21 protein-coding genes are annotated in these 21,412 nt (G+C 73.0%); 13 read left to right on the top strand and 8 right to left on the bottom strand.

Features of this window, described 5'->3' with window-relative positions; all coding sequences use genetic code 11:
* Positions 1–11: 11 nt before the first annotated feature.
* The 3 genes from OG403_RS12355 to OG403_RS12345 form a co-directional block, all read right to left on the bottom strand.
* Positions 12–1,964 (bottom strand): glycoside hydrolase family 5 protein, encoded by a 1,953-nt coding sequence (locus OG403_RS12355; protein ID WP_329564040.1) that lies wholly within the window; start codon positions 1,962–1,964, stop codon positions 12–14.
* A gap of 186 nt (positions 1,965–2,150) precedes the next feature.
* Positions 2,151–2,567 carry a hypothetical protein gene (locus OG403_RS12350; RefSeq protein WP_329564039.1) on the bottom strand — a complete coding sequence of 139 codons (417 nt, stop codon included), beginning with the start codon at positions 2,565–2,567 and terminating at the stop codon, positions 2,151–2,153.
* An 82-nt stretch (positions 2,568–2,649) separates the two neighbouring features.
* On the bottom strand, positions 2,650–3,129 hold the full coding sequence (locus OG403_RS12345; protein ID WP_329564038.1) for a hypothetical protein: 480 nt from the start codon (positions 3,127–3,129) through the stop codon (positions 2,650–2,652).
* 160 nt (positions 3,130–3,289) lie between these two features.
* On the opposite strand from OG403_RS12345, the gene OG403_RS12340 reads away from it, so the two are divergent.
* The 8 genes from OG403_RS12340 (at position 3,290) to OG403_RS12305 (ending at position 12,139) form a co-directional block, all read left to right on the top strand.
* Positions 3,290–4,726 (top strand): sensor histidine kinase, encoded by a 1,437-nt coding sequence (locus tag OG403_RS12340; RefSeq protein ID WP_329564037.1) that lies wholly within the window; start codon positions 3,290–3,292, stop codon positions 4,724–4,726.
* On the top strand, positions 4,714–5,358 hold the full coding sequence (locus OG403_RS12335; protein ID WP_329564035.1) for a response regulator transcription factor: 645 nt from the start codon (positions 4,714–4,716) through the stop codon (positions 5,356–5,358). The genes OG403_RS12340 and OG403_RS12335 overlap by 13 nt, the downstream gene beginning before the upstream one ends.
* Before the next feature lie 2 nt (positions 5,359–5,360).
* A complete protein-coding gene (locus OG403_RS12330; RefSeq protein WP_329564033.1) occupies positions 5,361–6,170 on the top strand; it encodes a DUF4097 family beta strand repeat-containing protein in 810 nt (269 codons plus the stop codon).
* 95 nt (positions 6,171–6,265) lie between these two features.
* A complete protein-coding gene (gene dusB / locus OG403_RS12325) occupies positions 6,266–7,450 on the top strand; it encodes a tRNA dihydrouridine synthase DusB (RefSeq protein WP_329564031.1) in 1,185 nt (394 codons plus the stop codon).
* A 563-nt stretch (positions 7,451–8,013) separates the two neighbouring features.
* A complete protein-coding gene (ppdK, locus tag OG403_RS12320; RefSeq protein WP_329564030.1) occupies positions 8,014–10,722 on the top strand; it encodes a pyruvate, phosphate dikinase in 2,709 nt (902 codons plus the stop codon).
* A gap of 139 nt (positions 10,723–10,861) precedes the next feature.
* Entirely contained in the window at positions 10,862–11,260 is a 399-nt protein-coding gene (locus OG403_RS12315) for a ribonuclease domain-containing protein (RefSeq protein ID WP_329564028.1), read from the top strand.
* Between the two features lie 67 nt (positions 11,261–11,327).
* Positions 11,328–11,816 carry a hypothetical protein gene (locus OG403_RS12310; RefSeq protein ID WP_329564026.1) on the top strand — a complete coding sequence of 163 codons (489 nt, stop codon included), beginning with the start codon at positions 11,328–11,330 and terminating at the stop codon, positions 11,814–11,816.
* Positions 11,813–12,139, top strand: coding sequence for a transcriptional regulator (locus OG403_RS12305; protein WP_329564025.1), 327 nt, complete (start codon positions 11,813–11,815; stop codon positions 12,137–12,139). The genes OG403_RS12310 and OG403_RS12305 overlap by 4 nt, the downstream gene beginning before the upstream one ends.
* A 22-nt stretch (positions 12,140–12,161) precedes the next feature.
* On the opposite strand, the gene OG403_RS12300 is transcribed toward OG403_RS12305, so the two are convergent.
* Positions 12,162–13,172 carry a hypothetical protein gene (locus OG403_RS12300; protein ID WP_329564023.1) on the bottom strand — a complete coding sequence of 337 codons (1,011 nt, stop codon included), beginning with the start codon at positions 13,170–13,172 and terminating at the stop codon, positions 12,162–12,164.
* 118 nt (positions 13,173–13,290) lie between these two features.
* Entirely contained in the window at positions 13,291–14,034 is a 744-nt protein-coding gene (locus OG403_RS12295) for a GNAT family N-acetyltransferase (RefSeq protein WP_329564022.1), read from the bottom strand.
* A 669-nt stretch (positions 14,035–14,703) separates the two neighbouring features.
* Here OG403_RS12295 and OG403_RS12290 point away from each other — a divergent pair.
* The gene (locus OG403_RS12290) at positions 14,704–15,651 is read left to right on the top strand and encodes a PAC2 family protein (RefSeq protein ID WP_329564020.1); all 948 of its coding nucleotides are present in this window, start codon (positions 14,704–14,706) and stop codon (positions 15,649–15,651) included.
* A 24-nt stretch (positions 15,652–15,675) separates the two neighbouring features.
* A complete protein-coding gene (locus tag OG403_RS12285; RefSeq protein ID WP_329564019.1) occupies positions 15,676–16,632 on the top strand; it encodes an SGNH/GDSL hydrolase family protein in 957 nt (318 codons plus the stop codon).
* Positions 16,633–16,648: 16 nt separating this feature from the next.
* On the opposite strand, the gene OG403_RS12280 is transcribed toward OG403_RS12285, so the two are convergent.
* Positions 16,649–17,209, bottom strand: coding sequence for a TetR/AcrR family transcriptional regulator (locus OG403_RS12280; RefSeq protein ID WP_329564017.1), 561 nt, complete (start codon positions 17,207–17,209; stop codon positions 16,649–16,651).
* A gap of 85 nt (positions 17,210–17,294) precedes the next feature.
* Here OG403_RS12280 and OG403_RS12275 point away from each other — a divergent pair, with 85 nt between their 5' ends.
* From OG403_RS12275 to OG403_RS12265, 3 genes are all read left to right on the top strand, one after another.
* Positions 17,295–18,482, top strand: coding sequence for an MFS transporter (locus OG403_RS12275; RefSeq protein ID WP_329564015.1), 1,188 nt, complete (start codon positions 17,295–17,297; stop codon positions 18,480–18,482).
* Positions 18,479–18,847, top strand: coding sequence for a nuclear transport factor 2 family protein (locus OG403_RS12270; protein ID WP_329564014.1), 369 nt, complete (start codon positions 18,479–18,481; stop codon positions 18,845–18,847). Before OG403_RS12275 ends, OG403_RS12270 begins: the two co-directional genes overlap by 4 nt.
* A 103-nt stretch (positions 18,848–18,950) precedes the next feature.
* Positions 18,951–19,337 carry a hypothetical protein gene (locus tag OG403_RS12265; protein ID WP_329564012.1) on the top strand — a complete coding sequence of 129 codons (387 nt, stop codon included), beginning with the start codon at positions 18,951–18,953 and terminating at the stop codon, positions 19,335–19,337.
* 54 nt (positions 19,338–19,391) lie between these two features.
* On the opposite strand, the gene OG403_RS12260 is transcribed toward OG403_RS12265, so the two are convergent.
* Together OG403_RS12260 and OG403_RS12255 are read right to left on the bottom strand one after the other, a co-directional pair.
* A complete protein-coding gene (locus OG403_RS12260; RefSeq protein ID WP_329564010.1) occupies positions 19,392–20,711 on the bottom strand; it encodes an MFS transporter in 1,320 nt (439 codons plus the stop codon).
* Positions 20,708–21,376, bottom strand: coding sequence for an ArsR/SmtB family transcription factor (locus OG403_RS12255; RefSeq protein ID WP_329564009.1), 669 nt, complete (start codon positions 21,374–21,376; stop codon positions 20,708–20,710). The genes OG403_RS12260 and OG403_RS12255 overlap by 4 nt, the downstream gene beginning before the upstream one ends.
* Positions 21,377–21,412: the final 36 nt, after the last annotated feature.

Here is a 21,412-nt window from a genome sequence, read left to right as displayed (position 1 = left end):
AATAGGGGACATCAGCTCAGTGGCCGGCAGAGCAGGGCGTCTGGGACGCCCTCCTGCACCCACTGCCAGGTGTACGCGACACCCGCCACGTACTCGTTGTCGCCGCACTGCCCCTTGTAGTCCCCGGAGGCCCAGTCGCTGCCGCTGGACCCGCCGCTGCTCGGCCGGTTGTCGCCGTGGTCGAACCAGACGTCCCGCCCGCCGCCCGGCAGCGCCTGCGCGGCGGGCGCGCAGAGCAGCGAGGACATCGCGCCGCCGCGCACGCTGTAACCCACCGCGAAGTCGCCGTCGGGGCACTGCAGTTTGTTGTACCCCACCGCCCAGTCGCCGTCCGTGACGTACCGCTCGTCGGTGACCACCACGTTCGGCGCCCCGCTCTTCGCGGGCTCGCCGGCGTCCGTGCACAGGCCCCGGCTGCTGCTGCGGCCCAGGCCCGTCAGGCGCTCACTGTCGGGGCAGGCGCCCTTGCGGGCGCCGGAGTCCCAGTCGGGCAGCGCGAGCATGGCCGCCGAGACGTCGTAGTCGGTGTGGTCGAGGTCGAGCATGTTCCAGTGGTTCACGTCCGGCACCGGGCCGGTCAGGCTTGGCGCGGTGACCAGCTTGTTCCAGTCGGCGGCGCGCCAGTCACCGGGGTCGTTGACGCTCAGCTGGTTGCCGTTGGCGTCGTACGAGAGCATGGCCCAGTTGTCCATCGGCGCACCGGTGCTGTCGGTCCAGCCGACCAGCGGCCAGATCGCGAAGTCGGTGTCGTTGGCGGCCAGGATGTCGGTGAAGCTGTCGAACCAGGTGACCTCCTTGGGGTCGCTCTCGCCGCGTCCGGCCGCGCCGAACTCGCTCACCCAGACCGGCGCGGTGAAGTGCTGGCCCGACTGGGTGACGAACAGCGCCTCCTGGTTGACCACTTGGGCGAGCTGGGCGGGCGTGAAGTCCTCGTAGCGCGGGTCGCTGGTGACGCCCAGGCCGCTGCTCGCACCGGAGTTGGCGGGGCCGGTGTAGGAGTAGAAGTGCGCCGAGTAGACCAGCTTGTTCGACTCGATCAGGGTGTTGGAGAGGGTGGCGACCGGGGTCAGCATCGGCCGTCCGTGCGGCAGCCCGTTCAGCGGGATACCGGTCCAGTTGATGCCCTCCATGATGATCAGCATGTCCGGGTCGGCCTGGAGGATCTGGTTGCCGGCCTCCTCGAAGGCGGCGTTCTCGTCATGGTCGTCGCCCCAGCCCCAGTTGGGGTCGTCGGTGACGTCGCGGCGCACCTCGTTGCGCAGGTCGGCACCGACCACGCGCTTGTTGGACTGGTAGCGCCGCACCATGAACAGCCAGTCGGCCTCCCACTGCTGGGTGGTCTGGCCGCTGTTCCAGCGCTCGTTGCCGTCCAGGCCGCAGCACCAGCGAGCCGTGGTGGTGTGGTTGTTGAGGATCACCGCGAAGCCGTCACCGGTCAGCGCGGCCACCACGGCGTCGTAGACCTGCAGCGGGGTGTCGCCGCGCAGCTGCGGGTTGGCGGCGACCGACGCGTCCGGCACCGGAGTGGTGTTGTGGATCAGCGCATTGGAGAACGGCAGCCGGATGCTGTTGATGCCCAGGCTGTGGAACCCGGCCAGGATGGTGGCGATCGGCGCCCGGTCCAGGCCCAGCGGCATGTTGTTCGAGGGCTCGCCGTGCTCGTTGTTCGCCGGGTCGTCGACGTCCCCGCTGCCGGTCCAGGTGCCTTGCGCGCCTTCCCAGTTGCCGGACATCAGCTTGAACCGCTGCCCGTTGGCGTCCACGATGTACCGGCCCTTGGTGCTCAGCGGGCCGGTCCACGAGTCGGCGAGCTGACGGCCGGTCAGCACCGCCGGGCGGGCGGCGGCAGCGGTTGCCGTGGTGGCGGCGTCCGGCGCGGTGGCCGCACCGGTGCCGGTCGACCAGGCCAGCAGCGAGAACAGTGCGGCGCCGGTGGCTGTGGCGCGGGTCGCGAACGTCTTCATCGTCCGTCCAGGAGTGGTGGGTTGGGGGCCACGTACTCGACGAACGGCGCGGCCGGTGGCTCATGATGGCGGGTCGCTGTCGTGAGCGGAACAACCTGGACGGACCATTGGATGACTATTCAGTAACATTGCACCGGCGCTTGCGAAACGCGTGCGCTTCCCCGCTGGCGTCCCTCCACTCCCGGCTCAGGCCGCCAGGGCCAGCGCGTAGTGATCGGCGGTCGGCCGGCCCGCGACCGCCGGGCGGCACGGCGCCGACCCCCGCAGCGCCAGCCCCGCGCAGAGCGCCGCCAGCGGCAGCTCGGCGAGCACCGCCATCGCGAGCGCGACCAGCAGCGCCGACCGGGCGCCCGCCGTGCCGACGTCCCACCCGGCGTCGGCCAGCAGCAGGACGGCGGCCAGCGCGGCGACCGGTCGGTGCAGGCGGTGGCCGGTGCGCAGCAGCCGGGCCGCGCCGAGCAGCGCGGCGGCCTCGGCGACGTCCAGGACGACCCAGCCGGCCGCGTGGTGCAGGGTCAGCGCCAGCACGACGATCCACGGCAGCAGCGCCAGGCCGGCGCCGCCGAGCAGCGCGATGTGCAGGTGCTTGATCCTGGTACTCATCGCGATCCCCCCGGTGCGTCGGTGCGGTCGGCCGCGTCGGGCCACCACAGACAGCTCAGACAACTCAGATGACTCAGGTACCTCAGTACGCCCGGGACGGTCGCAGCCGCTCCCGCCGCCCGTCCGCCCAGCTGGCCACCACGCCCGCCAGCGGCCCCGGCGCGGTGGCCAGCCAGAAGCCGCCGTCGAGCTCCCGCAGTTCGGCCGCGCGCCACAGGGGCCGCAGCCGGCCGCTGGCGAAGACGACCTCGGGCAGCCGCCCGGTCGCGTCCAGCCGCCCCCAGGCGAGGCCGCTCGGCTGCTCCCCGTCGACGGCGCGGCGGGCGCCGCGCAGCAGTTGGCCACCGAGCGTGCTGGTCACCAGCACGTCGAGCAGTTCGCCGTGCTCGTAGACCTCCAGCGCCGGGCGCCCGGCGCGGCCGGTGGCCAGGCGGACCGACCACGGCCCCTCGGCGGGCCAGGTCATGGCGGGGTTCCGCCCGCCCGCCGCCGGCCGGGCTTCGCGCGTCGCGTTCATCCGTGCCACCCCGTTCATCAGGACCACCACGTGGCTCGTCGCCATCCGCCGTCCGTCCTCCGCTTTCCGACAGTCCCAAGCCTGCCGGTTCCGGCGGCCCGGGTCTGTGGCGTGGGGTCCCGTCTTGGGGGTGTACCTAGCTACACCCCCCACCGGCACCCCACTGCACTGACTGCCGCCGGAGCGTCCCCCTAAGCTGTCCGACGTGATCAGGACCAGCGGGCTGCGCCGACTGCGCGAGAAGATCCGCCGGGGGACGGCGCACCCGAGCCTGGCCTGGCTCTCCGACCACAGCGCCGATCAGCAGCACAGCGGACCCAGCGCAGGACCCGGCGCAGGACCCGGCCCAGGACGCACCGCAGACCCCGACGCAGGACCGGACGCGGACCCCGACGCCCGCCGGGACGAGCGTCCCGCGCCCGCCCCGCGCCCCGCGCACATCGCGCCCTGGTCCGCCATGGCCCTGTGCGAGCTGCGGCTGGTCGCCGCCGGCCTGCCGTTCCTGATCCCGCTGCTCCTCCTGGTCACGCTGACCAAGCTGCTCGTCGCGCTCATCGTGCTGCTGCTGCTCTTCCTGCCGGCCCTGACCCTCGCCCAGCGCGGCCGCTTCCGGGCCCTGGGCGACCTGGAGATCCGTCCGCACCCGCCGCTGGCACCGCCCGGCACCCCGGCGCCGATGCGCCTGCTGGCCTGGTTCCGCTCGGAGTCGACCTGGCGCCAGGCCGGCTACCACGTGCTGATCGGCCCGAGCCTGGCCCTGTTCGGCCTGCTGGGGCTGATCAGCGTCGGGGCGGGGCTGACCATGTCCACCGTCTTCGCCTGGCACGCGCTGGTGCCGCGCGGCAACCTGGTCCGCGACACCACCAGGACCTCGGTCAACGACCTGCTCTTCACCGCGGTCGGGGTGGCCCTGCTCTTCGCGGGCCCCTGGCTGCTCGTCCGAGTGGCCCGGATGGACCGGCGGGCCGCCCGCGCGCTGCTCGGGCCCAGCCGGGCACACGAGCTGGAGCGCCGGGTGGAGGACCTGGCGGAGAGCCGGGCCGGCGTGGTGGACGCCGCCGACGCCGAGCGCCGCCGGATCGAACGCGACCTGCACGACGGCGCCCAGCAGCGGCTGGTCTCGCTCGCGATGAACCTGGGCCTGGCCCGCAAGACGCTCAAGGACGTGCCGCCGGAGGCGATGCGGGTGATCGTCGAGGCGCACGAGGAGGCGCAGGCGGCCATCGCCGAGCTCCGCGATCTGGTCCGCGGCCTGCACCCGGTGGTGCTGGAGGACCGCGGCCTGGACGCGGCGCTCTCCGGCATCGCGGCCCGCGCCCCGCTGCCGGTGCGCCTGGAGGTCGACCTGCCGGCCCCGGTGGCGCCCACCGTCGAGGCGGTCGCCTACTTCGTGGTCTCCGAGGCGCTGGCCAACGTGGCCAAGCACGCCGGTGCCTCCCGGGTCGACCTGTCGGTCCGCCAGCGGGGTCCGCAGCTGCGGATAGTGATCCGCGACGACGGCGTGGGCGGCGCCGACGCGTCCCGGGGGACCGGCCTGACCGGGCTGCGCAAGCGCGCCGCTTCGGTGGACGGCACCCTGACCATCAGCAGCCCCTTCGGGGGTCCCACCATCATCACTGTGGAGTTGCCGTGCGAGCTGTGATCGCCGAGGACTCGGTCCTGCTGCGGGTCGGGCTGGTCAAGGTCCTGGAGGCGGTGGGCTACGAGGTGGCCGCCGCCGTCGGGGACGCCGAGGCGCTGCTGGCCGCCGTCGAGGAACACCAGCCGCAGGTGGTGGTGACGGACGTGCGGATGCCTCCCGGCTTCACCGACGAGGGCGTCCGGGCGGCGCTGCTGATACGTCGCCAGTGGCCGCAGATCGCGATGCTGCTGCTCTCCCAGTACGTGGAGGAGCGGTACGCGGCCGATCTGCTCTCCTCCAACACCAGCGGCGTGGGCTACCTGCTCAAGGAGCGGGTGGCCAACGTGGACGACTTCGTGGACGCCCTGCAGCGGGTGGCCGCCGGCGGCACGGCGCTGGACCCCGAGGTGGTCGCCCAGCTGCTGGTGCGCCGCCACCGCGATCCGCTGGAGAAGCTGACCCCGCGGGAGCGCGACGTGCTCAAGCTGATGGCGGAGGGCCACTCGAACGCGGCGATCGCCGAGGCGCTGGTGGTCAGCGACAGCGCGGTGGCCAAGCACATCAGCAGCATCTTCACCAAGCTGGACCTGCCGGCCGCCGACGCCACCCACCGGCGGGTGCTGGCCGTGCTGCGCTTCCTCGGGGAGGGCTAGCGGTGAGCGCGGCCGAGCAGCTCGCGGCCTCCGGCACCGGGCGCGGGAGTGAGCGCCGGATCTGGCGCGGCGTGGGAACGCTGGCCGGGGCGGTGGTGATCCTGATCAGCGCGGGCCAGACCTGGACCAGCCTGGTGCGCCAGAGCAGCGTCCATCCGACCCTCTACTCGAGCCGCATCACCGCGCTGGAACTGGACCTGCAGGACGCCAACGCCACGATCAGCCCCGCGCTGGACAACCGGCTGGCCGTCCAGCAGTCCGAGCACTGGACGGTCGGCAAGCCGGTGGTCACCCCCAAGGTGGAGGGGCACACGCTGCGGATCTCGACCCGCTGCCCGCAGGTGCTGGGCATCACCGAGCCGTCCTGCTCGGTGGGCCTGGACATCGCCGCGCCGCCCGGCACCGCCGTCACGATCAAGAGCACCTCGGGCGACACCAGGATCCGCGGCCTGACCGGTGCGCTGAGCCTGCGCAGCTACTCGGGTTCGATCGAGCTGGACGACGTCTCGGGCCGGATCGCCGCGCAGCTGACCAGCGGCTCGCTCACCGGCCAGCACCTCACCTCGACCCAGGTGCAGGCGGCGGTCACCTCCGGCGCGGTGGACCTGCAGTTCGCCGCCCCGCCGCACGCCGTCGCGCTGGCCTGCACCTCGGGCTCGCTGCACGCCGGGCTGCCGCCGGGCAGCACCTACCGCCTCAACGTCTCCGGTTCGTCCGACGTGGACCCGGCGCTGACCGACCCGAACTCGCCGAACACGATCAGCGCGTTCTGCGGCTCGGGGAACACCAGCCTGGGCTTCGCCCCGGGCTGACCGGACCCCCCGGACTGACCGAAAAGGGGGGCCGCGCGGCGGTGGGGGACAATGGAGAGTCCCGTCCACCCGCTCCCGCCGAGGACCGCCCGCGTATGACCGCCACGCCCGAAGCCCCCGCAGCCGCCCCCGAAGCCCCCGCCGGCGAGTTCGCGCCGCTGTCGATCGGCCAGCTCCAGGTCTGGCCGCCGGTGGTGCTCGCGCCGATGGCGGGGATCACCAACGCGCCGTTCCGCACCCTGTGCCGCGAGCAGTCCGGCGGCAAGGGCCTGTTCGTCTCCGAGATGATCACCACCCGGGCGCTGGTCGAGCGCAACGCCAAGACCATGCAGCTGATCCACTTCGACGAGACCGAGCAGCCGCGCTCGATCCAGCTGTACGGCGTGGACCCGGCCACCGTCGGCAAGGCCGCCCGCATGATCGCGGAGGAGGACCTGGCCGACCACATCGACCTCAACTTCGGCTGCCCGGTGCCCAAGGTGACCCGCAAGGGCGGCGGCTCGGCGCTCCCCTACAAGCGCAACCTGCTGCGCGAGCTGCTGCGCGAGGCGGTGGCGGGCGCGGGCGGCCTGCCGGTCACCATGAAGATGCGCAAGGGCATCGACGACGACCACCTCACCTATCTGGACGCCGGCCGGATCGGCGCCGAGGAGGGCGTCTCGTCGATCGCGCTGCACGGGCGCACCGCCTCCCAGCACTACGGCGGCACCGCCGACTGGTCGGCGATCGCCCGGCTGCGCGAGGCGGTTCCGGCGCACGTCCCGGTGCTCGGCAACGGCGACATCTGGTCGGCGCCGGACGCGCTGCGGATGATGCGCGAGACCGGCTGCGACGGCGTGGTGGTCGGCCGCGGCTGCCTGGGGCGGCCGTGGCTCTTCAAGGACTTGGTCGCGGTCTTCGAGGGGGTCACCGACCCGGTCCGCCCGAGCTTCGCCGAGGTGGGCGCCACCATGCTGCGCCATGCCGAGCTGCTGGGCCGGTGGATGAAGGACGAGCAGCGCGGAGTGGTGGACTTCCGCAAGCACGTCGCCTGGTACACCAAGGGCTTCTCGGTCGGCTCCCAGCTGCGGGTCAAGCTGGCCATGGCGAGCTCGCTCGGCGAGCTGGCCGAGCTGCTCGCCGAGGTCGACCAGGAGCAGCGCTGGCCGGCCGGCGCCGACGGGCCGCGCGGGCGCACCAGCGGCAACGGCCGGGTGGTCCTGCCCGAGGGCTGGTTGGACGATCCGTACGACTGCGCCGTGCCGAGCGTTGAGGCCGAATCGGACAGCTCCGGCGGCTGACTCCGCCGAATCGTCGAAAAGGCCCTCTCGGGGACTCCGGACGGGGTGTCCCAGCCCTCTTGGCCATTCTGGCCAAGAGGGCTCCCTTTTGGCAGATCTTGATGACTCAGCGCGAGCGGAACGGCGCGTTGGGCGACGAACGGACGAGTTTCGATACGTACGATGAGTGAGCCGCGTCCGTGACGCTTGCCACACAAAGGCGTGGGTGACGGCGCGTCAGGGGCGCGAAAGGTGCCGGGTTGTCCAAATCGCTTCCCGAACGGGCAGCCGAGCCGATCCGCCCACTTGGCTGCAGGAAATCAAGCCGGGGAAACACGGTGGACCATCCGCCGCTACCCTCCGTCCGGCCTCGGTGATCTTCACGTATCGACGCGTTCAATACTTGAACGATCGCTAGCGTCATCCGGACGATTTCAGCAACAGAGGTGAACGCCTTCACAAGCTTTTGATCTCATGGGTCGGTACCGGCCCCCGGGATCGGACGGCCTATCGACGGCGCGCAACCGCCTTCGAAATGGGTATGTTCTCCGGCGTCAGGCAACCCCGTGCGAGGAGACCGACCCGTGGCGGCGACGCAGAAGTTTGTTTACTCCTTCACCGAAGGAAACAGGGACCTCAAGGACCTGCTGGGCGGCAAGGGCGCGAACCTGGCCGAGATGACCAACCTCGGGCTGCCGGTTCCCCCCGGATTCACCCTCACCACCGACGCCTGCAAGGTCTTCCTGGAGACCGGTGCCGAGCCCGCCTCGCTGCACCAGGAGGTCAGCGACCACCTGGCGGCGCTCGAGGCGCAGATGGGCAAGAAGCTCGGCCAGGCCGACAACCCGCTGCTGGTCTCGGTCCGCTCCGGGGCCAAGTTCTCGATGCCCGGCATGATGGACACCGTCCTGAACATCGGCCTCTCCGACGCCTCGGTGGCCGGCCTGGCCGCCCAGTCCGGCAACGAGCGGTTCGCCTGGGACTCCTACCGCCGCCTGGTCCAGATGTTCGGCAAGACCGTGCTGGGCGTGGACGGCGAGCTGTTCGAGGAGGCCCTGGAGCACGCGAAGCACGCCAAGGGCACGGTCAACGACCTCGACCTGGACGCCGCCGACCTTCGCGAGCTGGTCGAGACCTTCAAGGGCATCGTGCAGCGCGAGACCGGGCGGGCCTTCCCGCAGGAGCCGCGCGAGCAGATGGACCTCGCGATCCACGCCGTCTTCCACTCCTGGAACGGCGACCGGGCCCGGCTCTACCGCCGCCAGGAGCGGATCCCGAACGACCTGGGCACCGCGGTCAACGTCTGCACCATGGTCTTCGGCAACCTCGGCGAGGACTCCGGCACCGGCGTCGCCTTCACCCGCGACCCCTCCACCGGCGCGACCGGCGTCTACGGCGACTACCTCTCCAACGCCCAGGGCGAGGACGTGGTGGCCGGCATCCGCAACACCCTGACGCTCGCGGACCTGGAGCAGCTGGACAAGAAGTCCTATGACGAGCTGATGGCGATCATGCACAAGCTCGAGCTGCACTACCGCGACCTGTGCGACATCGAGTTCACCATCGAGCGCGGCAAGCTCTGGATGCTGCAGACCCGGATCGGCAAGCGCACCGCCGCCGCCGCCTTCCGGATCGCCGTCCAGCTTGTCGACCAGGGCCTGATCGACCTGGACGAGGCGCTGCACCGGGTGACCGGCGGCCAGCTGGCCCAGCTGATGTTCCCGCGCTTCGCCCCGCAGCCCGACTCCAAGCAGATCGCCTGGGGCCTGGCGGCCTCGCCGGGTGCCGCGATCGGCAAGGTGGTCTTCGACTCCTACACCGCCGTCAAGTGGTCGCGCTCCGGCGAGAAGGTCATCCTGGTCCGCCGCGAGACCAACCCGGACGACCTGGACGGCATGATCGCCGCCGAGGGCATCCTGACCTCGCGCGGCGGCAAGACCTCGCACGCGGCCGTGGTGGCCCGCGGCATGGGCAAGACCTGTGTCTGCGGCGCCGAGGACCTCGAGGTCGACACCAAGCGCCGCAAGATGACCACCTCCGACGGCCTGGTGATCGAGGAGGGCGAGGTCGTCTCGATCGACGGCGCCTCCGGCAAGGTCTACATCGGCGAGGTCCCGGTGCTGCCGTCCCCGGTGGTCGAGTACTTCGAGGGCACCCTGCACGCCGGCGCCGACGTCCAGGGCGGTCTGGTGCAGGCCGTGCACCGGCTGATGTCGCACGCCGACGTGCGCCGCCGGCTGGCCGTGCGGGCCAACGCCGACAACGCCGAGGACGCCAACCGCGCCCGCCGCTACGGCGGCCAGGGCATCGGCCTGTGCCGCACCGAGCACATGTTCCTCGGCGAGGAGCGCCGCAAGGAGGTCGAGCACCTGATCCTGGCGGACAACGACAAGGACCGCGAGCAGGCGCTCTCCACCCTGCTGCCGCTGCAGAAGGGCGACTTCATCGAGCTCTTCCAGTCGATGGACGGACTGCCCGTCACGGTCCGCCTGCTGGACCCGCCGCTGCACGAGTTCCTGCCCGACATCACCGAGCTGTCGGTGCGCGTCGCGCTCGCCGAGGCCCGCCGGGACCCGAACGAGAACGACCTGCGCCTGCTCCAGGCGGTGCACAAGCTGCACGAGCAGAACCCGATGCTGGGTCTGCGCGGCGTGCGCCTCGGGCTGGTCATCCCGGGCCTGTTCGGCATGCAGGTGCGGGCGATCGCGGAGGCGGCGGCCGAGCGCAAGCTGGCCGGCGGCGACCCGCGTCCCGAGGTGATGATCCCGCTGGTCGGCACCGTCCAGGAGCTTGAGATCGTCCGCGACGAGTGTGAGCGAGTACTCGCCGAGGTCGCCGTTTCGACCGGCGTCAAGCTGGACATCAAGCTCGGTACCATGATCGAACTTCCGCGCGCCGCCGTGACGGCCGGTCAGATCGCCGAGGCCGCCGAGTTCTTCTCCTTCGGCACCAACGACCTGACCCAGACCGTGTGGGGCTTCTCCCGGGACGACGTGGAGGCCTCGTTCTTCACGGCCTACCTGGAGAAGGGCATCTTCGGGGTCTCCCCGTTCGAGACCATCGACCGCGACGGCGTCGGCGCCCTGGTCAAGCACGCCGTGAAGGAGGGCCGGGCGACCCGTCCCGACCTGAAGCTCGGCGTCTGCGGCGAGCACGGCGGTGACCCGGACTCGGTGCACTTCTTCCACGAGGCGGGCCTGGACTACGTCTCCTGCTCGCCGTTCCGGATCCCGGTGGCGCGCCTGGAGGCCGGTCGCGCCGCCCTTGAGACTGCGGGCAGCGACTCTCGCTGACCCGTGCCCCCTCCAACGGGGAGGGGCGCCCGGCGGTGCTCGGCGCAGGAGAACCGCCGGACGTACAGAGGCCGGGGTGGGCACGGACAATGGCGTCCGAGCCCGCCCCGGCTTCGCGTTTTCCGGCAAGCTGTCGCCCATGACCAGCCTGACCAGCCGCTTTCGCCTGATCACTGTCGCCGCCGCCCTGCTCTGCACGGTCGCGGCCGCCGCCGGGTGCGCCACCGACCGGCAGCAGCCGGCCGCGGTCGCCCGCTCCGGATCCGTCTGCCAGAGCCGGCTGCCCGGTCAGGCCCGCGACACCCTGAAGCTGATCGGCTCGAACGGCCCCTTCCCGTACCGCACCGACGGCGTGGTCTTCGAGAACCGCGAGAAGCGGCTGCCCGCCGAGCCGAGCGGCTACTACCACGAGTACACGGTGGTCACCCCGGGCTCCGGTGACCGGGGGACCCGGCGGATCGTCACCGGCAAGGCCGGGGAGGAGTACTGGACCGCCGACCACTACAGCAGCTTCCAGCGGATCGACACCGGCTGCTGAGAAACTACTTTCCAGACTGGAAAGTACGTGCCATGCTGGAACTACATTCCGCACAGGGGGTAGCAGCATGTCCAGCGATACCGTCCTCGATCCCGTCGGCCACTTCGATCCCGCCGAGGCCCTCGCGCTCGCCGAGCGGGCGAACGCCGCCGCCCACCGGCCGCAGCTGCTGCCCGCCTGGTACGGGCCGGCCATCGGCGCGCTGCTGGCGGCCTACGGCACGTCGATCGGGATCGCCCGCAGCAGTCACGCCGACTGGCTGGTGCTGGTCAACGCGGTGCTGTTCGCCGTGCTGATGGGCGTGTTGGTGCGGATCGGCGCGCGCAGCACCGGCGTGGTCGGCCGCCTCGCCGACCTGGACCGCGGCTGGCGCACCTTCGTCCGGGGTGGCACCGCGGCGGTGCTCGTCGTGGCGGGCGCGGCCGGCCTGGCCTGCGCGCCCGCCGGCGGTCTGCTCGGCGCGTGCGGCGGGGCGGGCGTCGGCGCCGGACTGGCCTTCTGGGCGCTGATGCTGCTGGCCAACCAGCGGATCCGCCGGGCACCGGCCGCCGCGTGACCACCGTCGACCCGCTGCTCCAGCACCCGACCAGGCTGACCCTGCTCGCCTTCCTCTGCGGCTGCGCCGAGGCCGAGTTCGGCGTGGTGCGCGACTACTGCGGGGTCTCCGACTCGGTGCTCAGCAAGGCGGCGGGCGCGCTGGAGGCGGCGGACTACCTGACGGCCAAGAAGGGCTACGTCGGCAAGCGTCCGCGCACCTGGCTCGCCGCCACCCGCAGTGGCCGCACCGCCCTGACCGCGCACCTGGCCGCCCTCCAGGAGCTGGCCGCGACCGCCACCGCCGCGGGTGCGGCGAGCGCCGACGCCGAGACCTCCCCCTGACCTCAGGTCAGGGGGAGGGCCGTCACCCCTGCCCCATCCGCTGGCGGGTCCAGGTCAGCCGGTGGTACGGACCGTGCGGGCCGGTGGCGAGCAGGGCGCGCAGCTCGCGCACCACCGTCGCCGCGTCCGTCCGCAGCTGGTGCGGGGTGGCCCGGACCACCGGCAGCCGGGCCGCCGCCAGCCGGTTGCCCCGGGTCAGGGTGCGCTCGTAGTCCGCCGGGCGCAGGTGCCAGGCCCGCGAGTCGATCTCCAGCGCCACGCAGGCCTGCGGCCAGAACGCGTCCGGGATCGCCAGGAACCGTCCGTCCAGCAGCAGCACCGGGGTCCACAGCGGCTCCGGCAGGCCGCCGCGCCGCAGCACCTCGCGCGCCTCGCTCTCCGCGACCGAGTAGACCCCGCAGGTCAGCTCGTCCGCCACCTGCTGCACATGCGCCAGGGTGGCGGTGCTGGACGGTCCGCCGAGCAGCCGGGTCAGCAGATCGGCGCGCTCGCACAGCCGCCCCTGCACCGCCTCTGCGCAGAGCGCCCGGAACTGTCGAGCGCTCGTCAGATACGGTGCGACGTCCGCCAGCGCGCGCCCGACGCCGACGCTCCACAGGCCGTCGTCCCGTTCGAAGCCGGCCGGCATCGCGCTGGTTCTGGCCGGGGCCCGGTGCACCCGGACGAAGTCCCGGCTCGCCACCCGCCGTCCGGTCGGGATCAGGACGTCGACCACCTCGACGTCCGACGGGTGGCCGGCGCTGGCCAGCCCGGCGTCGGCCAGCACGGCGAGTCCGGTGAGCAGCACGGAGCCCGGCTGCGGCCGCTCGCCCTTGGGTGCGGCGTAGCTGAGTGCCGCGCGCAGCCGCTGATGGGCGCTCAGCCGCCCGCTCTGCAGGCAGATCACCCGGGGCAGCACCCGCTGCCAGGGCCCACCCGGGCGCAGCCGGTGCGCGATGGTCCCGGACGGGACCCCGTGCTCGATCAGCTGCGCGCGGGTGACGATGTGCTGCTGGTCGGCGCCGAGCAGCCGAACCGAATCAAGGGGAGTCATGGCGGGGTGGTGCCCAGTCGAACGGTAGGTATGCGAAATATCCCCCTCAGGGGGTCATCCGCACCACGCGTTGACTTCCGGGGCCCGCCCTGGGACTCCACCCGGCCTCGAGTCGGGGTCAGGCCGGGATCAGCGAGCCGGCGTGTCTGACGCACTCCTGGTCGAGTTCGCGTGCCACGCCCCGGTCGATCCGCCGGTCCGGCGCGCTCGGCGCGATCGCGGCGGCGATCCGCAGCTCGATGATGTCCCGCACGGCGGGCCACTCCTCGGCCAGGATCGAGTAGAACGCGGTGCTGCGCACCACCCCGTCCAGCCCCCTGCTGTGGGCCCGGCGCACCCCTTCGGAGGTGGCCCCGAGCCGCTCGATCGCCGCGCGCGAGCGCAGGTTGCGGGCGTCGGCGCGCAGCGAGATCCGCTGCACGCCCCAGGTCTCGAAGGCGTGCCGGAGCATCAGCAGCTTGGCCTCGGTGTTGATGCCGGTGCCCTGGGCGTGCGCGGAGAGCCAGGTGCGGCCGATCTCGGCGGCGTCCGGCACGGCGGTGGCCGGGTCGCCGATCGGCCCGGAGGGCAGCGGCGGCCAGACCACCGGGCCCTGCCAGTAGTCCAGTTCCAGGAACCGGGTGGAGCCGACCACCAGGCCGTCCGCGGCCCGCACGGTGGCGAAGACCAGCGAGCGGCCGGCCGCCATGTCGGCCTGCGCGCCCGCGATGAACTCGCGGGCGCCGTCCAGGCCCTGCGGGACGGCGGTGAAGCCGAATGACGTGCGATCCGCGGCGGCGGCCGCGGCCAGCCCTTCGGCGTGCTGCTCGCAGAGGGGCTCCAGCCGAACGGTGCGGCCGGTGAGGGTGACAGGTGCTGGCACGGAACCTTCGGTCCTTCGGCGATCGGAGGGACCCGGGCGCCCAGGGTGCGGGCGTTCGGGCTGGGCAGGTCGCCCCGGCCGGGTGCTCCGCCGCTCCTCGGGTACGCCGGAACTCGGTCGTACGACGGGGGAGGGGCGGCCCGGAACGGGCAGCGCGGTGCCGGAGCGGGCACGGTTCAGATGGACCGGTCCGGCGGGGAAGTGCGGGGGGACAGTGTGCGTCCGCGAGATGGCCGAAGAAGGATCGAATGCGCGAAGGGAAGCAGGCGGCCAAGTGAAGGCAAGGTGCGAATCAGGTGGCTGGCCGAACACGGTTCGGGCCGTGGCCCACGGCGTGACAGACGACGTGGCGACGGCGCGACGATGCGAGGCAGCGAGAGGACGATACCCGGCTTGGCCCCGTGCGTCACTTCGCGGCACGCGAGTCGGGATCGCCAGTGTGCCGATGCTACGACAGGTACCGTCCCGCGGACCAGTCCCCGGGTCCGGTGTGCCGTGCTGACCTGCGCCGACGGCTCCCCGCTCGAGCCGTTGCCGAGGGTGGGGGTGAGAGGATTCGAGAGCGTTCCGGTGACCGGGAATGTCAGTGCCGCGCGGCACGCTGGTGCTGTTGCCGGACCGGTACGGCCGGACAGGTAGGACCGACGACGAGAAACGGTTGGGTGCGCGGTGCGTGATCCCGAGGCGCTGTACGAGCTTGAGCCGCAGGGCGTGGCAGCGGTGGCGGCTGCGAAGGCCGCCGCGACCTCCACGGCCGAGGGCGGGCTGGTCCTGCTCTACCACTTCGAGGGCTTCATGGACGCGGGCGAGGCGGGCGCTCAGGTGATGGAGCATCTGCTGGCCGAGGGCAGCCCGCAGGTGGTCGCCCGGTTCGACCACGACCGCCTGGTGGACTACCGCGCCCGTCGGCCCGCGATGACCTTCGACCGGGAGAGCTGGGTCTCCTACGAGCCGCCGGAGATCCTGCTCCAGTTGGTCACGGACGCCGCCGGTGCCCCGTTCCTGCTGCTCACCGGCCCCGAGCCGGATGTCGAGTGGGACGCCTTCGCGGCCGCCATCGGCAGTCTGGCGGAGCGGCTCGGCGTGCGGCTGGCGGTGGACTTCCACGGCATCCCGATGGGCGTGCCGCACACCCGCCCGGTCGGCCTGACCCCGCACGGCAACCGGCTCGACCTGGCCGGCGGGTACCCGCAGTGGTTCGAGAAGGCGCAGGTGCCGGGCAGCGCCCAGGCGCTGGTCGAGTACCGGCTGGCCGAGGCGGGGCGCGACGTGCTCGGCTTCGCGGTGCACGTGCCGCACTACGTGGCGCGGTCCGCCTACCCGGCCGCCGCCGTGCTGATCCTGGAGGCCGTCCAGTCCGCCACCGGCCTGGTGCTGCCGGGGAACGCGCTGCGCGAGCGGGTCGGCGAGGTCTACGCCGACATCGAGGAGCAGCTGGCCCAGGGCGATGACGAGTTGCGCTCGGCGATCCGCGGCATGGAGGGCCAGTACGACGCGGTGGCCGGGGCCGAGGGCCGCGAGAGCCTGCTCGCCGAGGCCACCGAGCTGCCCTCGGCCGAGGAGCTGGGGCGCCGTTTCGAGGAGTTCCTCGCGGAGCATGAGCGTGGGGCCGAGTAGCGTGCCGCCCGGGGGTGCGGGTTGATGCGCGGGGTGCGGCGGGTCGCCGGGCTGGTGGCGCTGCTGGCGGTGCCGCTGGCGCTGGCCGGCTGCTCGGGCGCCGCGAAGCCGAGGTCGGTGGCGGCGTCGCCCGGACGGTCGGCGGTGCCGACTGGGCCGTACGTCGCGCTCGGCGACTCCTACACCGCCGGACTGCAGGTCGATCCGGCCGGCGGCGGCCCCAGGGGCTGCGGGCGTTCGGCGGCCGACTACCCCGCACTGGTGGCGGCCGCGCTGAAGCTGGCGGCCGGCCAGTTCACCGACGTCAGCTGCTCCGGCGCCACCACCGCCGACCTGACCGGACCCCAGTCGGTGGCCGGTGGTTCCAACCCGCCGCAGCTGGACGCGCTGACCACGGGCACCCGGCTGGTCACGGTCGGCATCGGCGGCAACGACGCGGACTTCATGACGGTGGCCAAGCGGTGCGCCGAGGACGGGGTGGCGAACGCGGTGGCCAGGTGGGTCGATCCCGCCGAGGCCAAGGACGCGCCCTGCCGGGCCGCGTACACCGCCGCCGACGGGAGCGACAAGCTGACCGGCGTGCTGGACACCGTCGGGCAGCGGCTGGCCGGCGTGCTGGCCGAGGTCGCGCGGCGGGCGCCGCGGGCCAGGGTGTACGTGGTCGGGTATCCGGCGCTGCTGCCGGTGGACCCGGGCTCCTGCGCCCGGGTGCTGGGCGGCACGGTGACCTCCGGCGACCTGGCCTTCCTCGCCGCGCAGGAGCAGCAGCTGAACGCGGTGCTGCGGCAGCGGGCGACGGCGGCCGGCGCGGGCTTCGTGGACACCTACACGCCTTCGCTCGGCCACGACATGTGCGCTGGGCAGGACACCCGGTGGATCGAGCCGCCGTTCCCCGCGCCCGGCCGGGCCCCGCTGCACCCCAACGCCGCCGGCCAGCAGGGCATGGCAGCGGTGGTGCTGCGCACGGTCCGGGGCGGCTGAGCCGGGCGCGGTCGGCTCAGGCGGCGGCCTTGCAGACCGCCTCGGTGAGCTGGGCCGCGTACGCGTCAGTCAGCCGGTCCACCCTGAAGAGCAGCCAGTACCAGAGCGGCGCGTAGATCAGGTCGAGCAGGAACTCGTCGTCCGGGTGGCCGACCTCGCCGCGGGCCCGGCCGCGCGCCAGCAGCTCGCCGACCGCCCCGCGCCGGCTGCTGATCAGCTCCTGCCAGACCCGCTGGGCGAACTCCTCGTCCTGCATCGCTTCGGTGGCCAGCGCCCGGTTCAGCGTGCCGGCCACGCCCTGCACGCTGCGGAAGGTGGCGGTCAGCAACTCCGCCAGGTCGCCGCGCAGGCTGCCGGTGTCCGGTGTGGGCAGCTTGACGGCCGCGAAGCCGACCATCGCCTCCAGCACCACCTCGCCCTTGCTGCGGAAGCGGCGGTAGACGGTCTGTTTGGACACCCCGCTGCGGGCGGCGATGCCCTCCATGCTCAGGCCGCGGTAGCCCTGCTCCTTGACGAGCTGGATGGCCGCGTGGCGGATGGCTTCATCGACGGCGGGGTCACGGGGGCGTCCGGTCATGGCGATCACCATACCCGTTGACATACGGACCGTCTCGTATTTGAATATGGATACGCAACGGACCGTATGTGAATGGGGGATCCCGATGCGCACCACCCGCAGTGCTCACGCCGCACTGCTCTCGCTCTCCCTGGGGTACTTCACCCTGGGCACCTGCTCGCTCGCGGTGGTCGGCCTCGGCGCGCCGATCGGCCGCGATCTGCACACCCCGCCGGGCGAGGCCGGCGTCCTGGTCAGCGTCTTCGCGCTGACCTTCGCCCTGGCCGCGCCGTTCGCCCCGGCCGTGCTGCGCCGCCTGGACCAGCGCGCGGCGCTGCTGCTGGGGCTGGCCCTGCTGGCGGCCGGCGGTCTGGCCGGCGCGCTGGCCCCCGGCGTCGGCGTGCTGATCGCCGCCCGGGTGCTGGCCGGGCTCGGCGGCGCCGTCTTCGGCCCCGCCGCCTCGGCGACCGGATCGCTGCTGGTGCCCGAGGAGCGCCGGCCGCGGGCGCTGGCCACCGTCTTCGCCGGGATGACGGTCGCGTCCGTGCTCGGCGTCCCGCTCTCCTCCTACCTCGGCGAGGCGGTGGGCTGGCGCTGGACGCTGGTCGGGGTGGCGGCGGCAAGCGTGCTCGCCCTCGTCCTGGTGGCGGCGCTGCTGCCGGCCCTGCCGGCCGGTCCGCCGCCCACCGTCGCCGCCTACCGCGCCGCGCTGCGCACCCCGGGGGTGCTGCCGCTGGTCGGCACCACGCTGCTCTTCATGGCCGCCCAGTTCACCGTCTACGGTGTGGCCGGCGCCTACCTGGCCCAGCGGTTCGGCCTCGCGGACGGCGCGGTGACGGGGGTGCTCTTCGTCTTCGGCGCGCTGGGCGTGCTCGGAAACGCCTGCGGGGCCAGGGCGTTCGCCCGGATCGGCGGTACTCGGACCATCACCGTGACCCAACTCGGCCTGGCCGCCTCGTTCGTGGGGCTGCTGATCGCGCCGGCCGGGCTCGCGGCGGCGCTGCTGCTGTTCGCCGTCTGGGCCTTCTTCAGCCAGCTCTACCAGGCCCCGCAGCAGGCCCGGTTGATCGCCCTGGACCCCCAACGGCGCGGGCTGCTGCTGGCGCTGAACGCCGCGATGCTCTACGTCGGCATCAGCCTGGGCAGCCTGCTGGCCGGCTGCCTCCTGCCGCGCCTGGGCGCCACCGCGCTCGCCGGGGTGGGGCTGCTGCCGCTGCTACTGGGGGCGCTGGCGCACCTCTCCTCGACCCGACCGCTCACCGTTACCAACTCACCTTTCGGAGCCACCTCATGACGAACACCGAACTCATCGCCGACTACCTCGAGACGGTCTGGAACCAGGGCCGCACCGACCTCGCCGCCAAGTACGTCGCCGCCGACCTGCTGCAGCACAACCCCAAGCTCGCCGACGGCCTGACCGCCCTGACCACGCTGGTCGACTCGATCCGGACCCAACTCCCGGCCCTGCGCTTCGACCTGCGCCGCACCGCGGCCGAGGGCGACCTGGTCTTCGCGCACTCCCACTTCACCCCCGCGCCGGGTGAGCGCGGCCTCGTGGTGGTGGACATCTTCCGGATCGAGGACGGGCTGATCGCCGAACACTGGGACCTCAACGAGGAGATCCCCGAGACCACCGCCAGTGGCCGCCCGGTCGTCTGACCTCGCGAGCCGGGGCCCGTACCCGCCAACGGCGGGTACGGGCCCGGCTTTTCGGCGGGACCCCGTACGCCGGCCCGCGACGGGTCCGTGGGACAGTGCCGTGGTGGCCGCCGACCTGTCCGACAGATCCGACGTCAAGACCGCCGATGTGCTGCGCTTCAGCACCGAGTTGATCGGCTGGGTCGCCGCGCCCTGGGCGCTGGGGCGCGGTTCGATCCTGCTCGCGATCCTCGCGCCGGTGGTGCTGATCGGGCTTCCCGCGGTCCTGGCGACACCGGGGGACAAGAAGCAGGTGCTGGTCCCGATCCCGGGGTGGGGCACGATCGGGCTGGTCCTGCTGGAGTTGGGCGCCGCGGTGGCGGGTGCCTGGGTGATCTGGCCGGCGGTGGTCGCGGTCCTCGTCACGGTGCTGGCGGCGGCCTGTGCGGTGGCCGAACTGCCGCGCTGGCGAAGGCTGCTGGGGATGCGCGCGACGCCGGACGGGTCCTGAGCCGGTCCGGCCGCCGGCCGGTCGGCCGGAGCCCGCGCAGGCGGCTCAGGCGGCTCAGGCGCTCGCGACCCGCAGCAGCGAGCCGGCCGGCAGGTCCCGGTGGTGGCGCAGCGGTGAGAACCAGAGGATCAGCGCGGAGAGCGGCAGCGCCGCGCAGGTCAGCCACATCGCGGGCAGCACGCCGAGGCCGCTCGCCAGGACGCCGCCGAGCAGGGCGCCGAGCGGCATCAGGCTGTAGTTGAGGAAGGAGCTGCTCGCGGTGATCCGGCCGAGCAGCTCGGCGGGGACGTAGCCCTGGGTGAAGGTGGCGCGCAGCACGTTGCCGGCCACCACGCCCGCCGAGACGGCCGCCGCGCCGACCAGGTAGCAGAGCACCCCGGCACCGCCGCCGGTCAGCGGGACGAGCAGGATCAGCGAGGGCAGCCCGAGCAGGAAGAGCAGCATCGCGCGGGCGGTGCCGATCGCGGCGCCGACCCGGCGGGCGACCAGGGCGCCCAGTACACCGCCGATGCTCGCGGCGCCGATCAGGCTGCCGAGCGCGCTCTGCGGCAGGTGGGCACGGTCCAGCAGGAAGACCACCTGGATCGACTGGTAGGCCGTCAGGGCCAGGTTGGCGGTGGCGCCGTAGAGCAGGAAGCCGCGCAGCCAGCGGTCCCGGGCGACGATCCGCAGGCCCTCGCCGACCTCGCTGAGCAGCGTGCGCCGCCGTGCCTGCCGGGTGCGCTCGGCGGTCGTGGGCAGCTGCTCGCGCTGCTTGATCGAGGCGGTGCAGAGCAGCGAGACCGCGAAGGTCAGGGTGTTCGCCAGCAGGCTGTCGACCGCGCCGAAGACCTGCGCGAGGGTGCCGCCCGAACCGAGGCCGACGATCTGCGCCGCCGAGGCGCTGCCCTGCAGCTTGGCGTTGCCCTCGGCGCGGTCCGGTTCGCTCACCAGGCTCGGCAGGTAGGCGGTGTAGGCGGTCTGGAAGAAGACGGTGCTGGTGCCCGCGCAGAGCGCCACGACCAGCAGCTGAAGGTAGCTCAGCAGGCCCAGCGCGGCGGCGACCGGGATGGTCAGGTAGAGCAGCAGCGAGGCGGCGGCGGAGGCCAGCATCACGGCGCGGCGGCTCATCCGGTCCACCCAGGCGCCGACCGGCAGGCCGATCAGCAGCCAGGGGAACCAGGTGGCGGCGGGCAGCGTGCTGACCTGGAAGGCGCCGGCGTGCAGCTTGGTGACGGCGATCAGGGGTAACGCGAGGCCGGTCACCGAGGCGCCGTACTTGCCGGCCACCTCGCCGACGAAGAGCAGCCGGAAGTCGCGGTGGCGGCGCAGCAGGCTGCGGCGCGGTTCGGCGGCTGCCAGCGGGAGGCTAGGGGCGGTCGTCGCGGTCTTCACTCGGACTCCTCGGAGGATTCGGACTTGGCTGCGGACTCGGCCCCGGACTCGGATTCGGATTCGGCCCCGGACTCGGGCTCGGGCTCGGGAAGCATGGGCAGGACCTGGAACTGGATCAGCACGGGCTGCGCCTCGGGCGCGACGGGCGCCTCGGGGTCCGGGACGTGGCGCTTGATCACGGCCAGCAGCTCGGCGCCGAGCGCCCGCAGCTGATCCGGCGTCATCCGCACGTCGCCCCAGTCGGACATGTTCCCGGCGCCGATCCAGTCGCCGGTGGGCGGCACCGAGAGCGCCCGCGCGGCCCGCTGGAAGGTCCGCTCCAGGTAGTGCTGCCGGTAGACCGACACGGCCGCGCGGGTCTGCGGGTCGACCTGGAGGTCGCGGGTCTGGATCACCAGGGTGCGGTCCTTGCGCCGCCACCAGCGCTCGCGCTTCGTGCCGCGCCCCTCCTCCTCCTCGATGTAGCCGTGCTCGGCGAGGTGGCGCAGGTGCCAGCTGACCGTCCCGGTGTTCTCGCCGAGTCGTTCGGCGAGCCGGGCCGAGGTGCTCGGGCCGTGGTCGCTCAGCAGGTCCAGGATCCGCATCCGCAGCGGGTGGGCCAGCGCCCGCAGGCTGCGCGGGTCGAGGGTCCGGGCGTCGGAGGAGGGCGGGTTCGGGTGGCTCATGCGGATGACTCTAACGTGCAGAGGGTTCTCTGCATA

It is taken from the genome of Kitasatospora sp. NBC_01266 (genome assembly GCF_036242395.1).
Classification (GTDB): Bacteria; Actinomycetota; Actinomycetes; order Streptomycetales; family Streptomycetaceae; genus Kitasatospora.
The sequence above is the reverse complement of the archived record's forward strand: the minus strand, read 5'-3'. Positions and strand labels throughout refer to the sequence as shown.

What these genes read in the sequence shown, in the direction of transcription:
- OG403_RS12350 (WP_329564039.1), bottom strand. Translation starts at nt 2,567, where the DNA reads ATGAGTACCAGGATCAAGCACCTGCACATCGCGCTGCTCGGCGGCGCC.
- OG403_RS12300 (WP_329564023.1), bottom strand. Translation starts at nt 13,172, where the DNA reads ATGACTCCCCTTGATTCGGTTCGGCTGCTCGGCGCCGACCAGCAGCAC.
- dusB (WP_329564031.1), top strand. Translation starts at nt 6,266, where the DNA reads ATGACCGCCACGCCCGAAGCCCCCGCAGCCGCCCCCGAAGCCCCCGCC.
- OG403_RS12275 (WP_329564015.1), top strand. Translation starts at nt 17,295, where the DNA reads ATGCGCACCACCCGCAGTGCTCACGCCGCACTGCTCTCGCTCTCCCTG.
- OG403_RS12310 (WP_329564026.1), top strand. Translation starts at nt 11,328, where the DNA reads ATGTCCAGCGATACCGTCCTCGATCCCGTCGGCCACTTCGATCCCGCC.
- OG403_RS12270 (WP_329564014.1), top strand. Translation starts at nt 18,479, where the DNA reads ATGACGAACACCGAACTCATCGCCGACTACCTCGAGACGGTCTGGAAC.
- OG403_RS12255 (WP_329564009.1), bottom strand. Translation starts at nt 21,376, where the DNA reads ATGAGCCACCCGAACCCGCCCTCCTCCGACGCCCGGACCCTCGACCCG.
- OG403_RS12315 (WP_329564028.1), top strand. Translation starts at nt 10,862, where the DNA reads ATGACCAGCCTGACCAGCCGCTTTCGCCTGATCACTGTCGCCGCCGCC.
- OG403_RS12345 (WP_329564038.1), bottom strand. Translation starts at nt 3,129, where the DNA reads ATGGCGACGAGCCACGTGGTGGTCCTGATGAACGGGGTGGCACGGATG.
- OG403_RS12355 (WP_329564040.1), bottom strand. Translation starts at nt 1,964, where the DNA reads ATGAAGACGTTCGCGACCCGCGCCACAGCCACCGGCGCCGCACTGTTC.
- OG403_RS12280 (WP_329564017.1), bottom strand. Translation starts at nt 17,209, where the DNA reads ATGACCGGACGCCCCCGTGACCCCGCCGTCGATGAAGCCATCCGCCAC.
- OG403_RS12285 (WP_329564019.1), top strand. Translation starts at nt 15,676, where the DNA reads ATGCGCGGGGTGCGGCGGGTCGCCGGGCTGGTGGCGCTGCTGGCGGTG.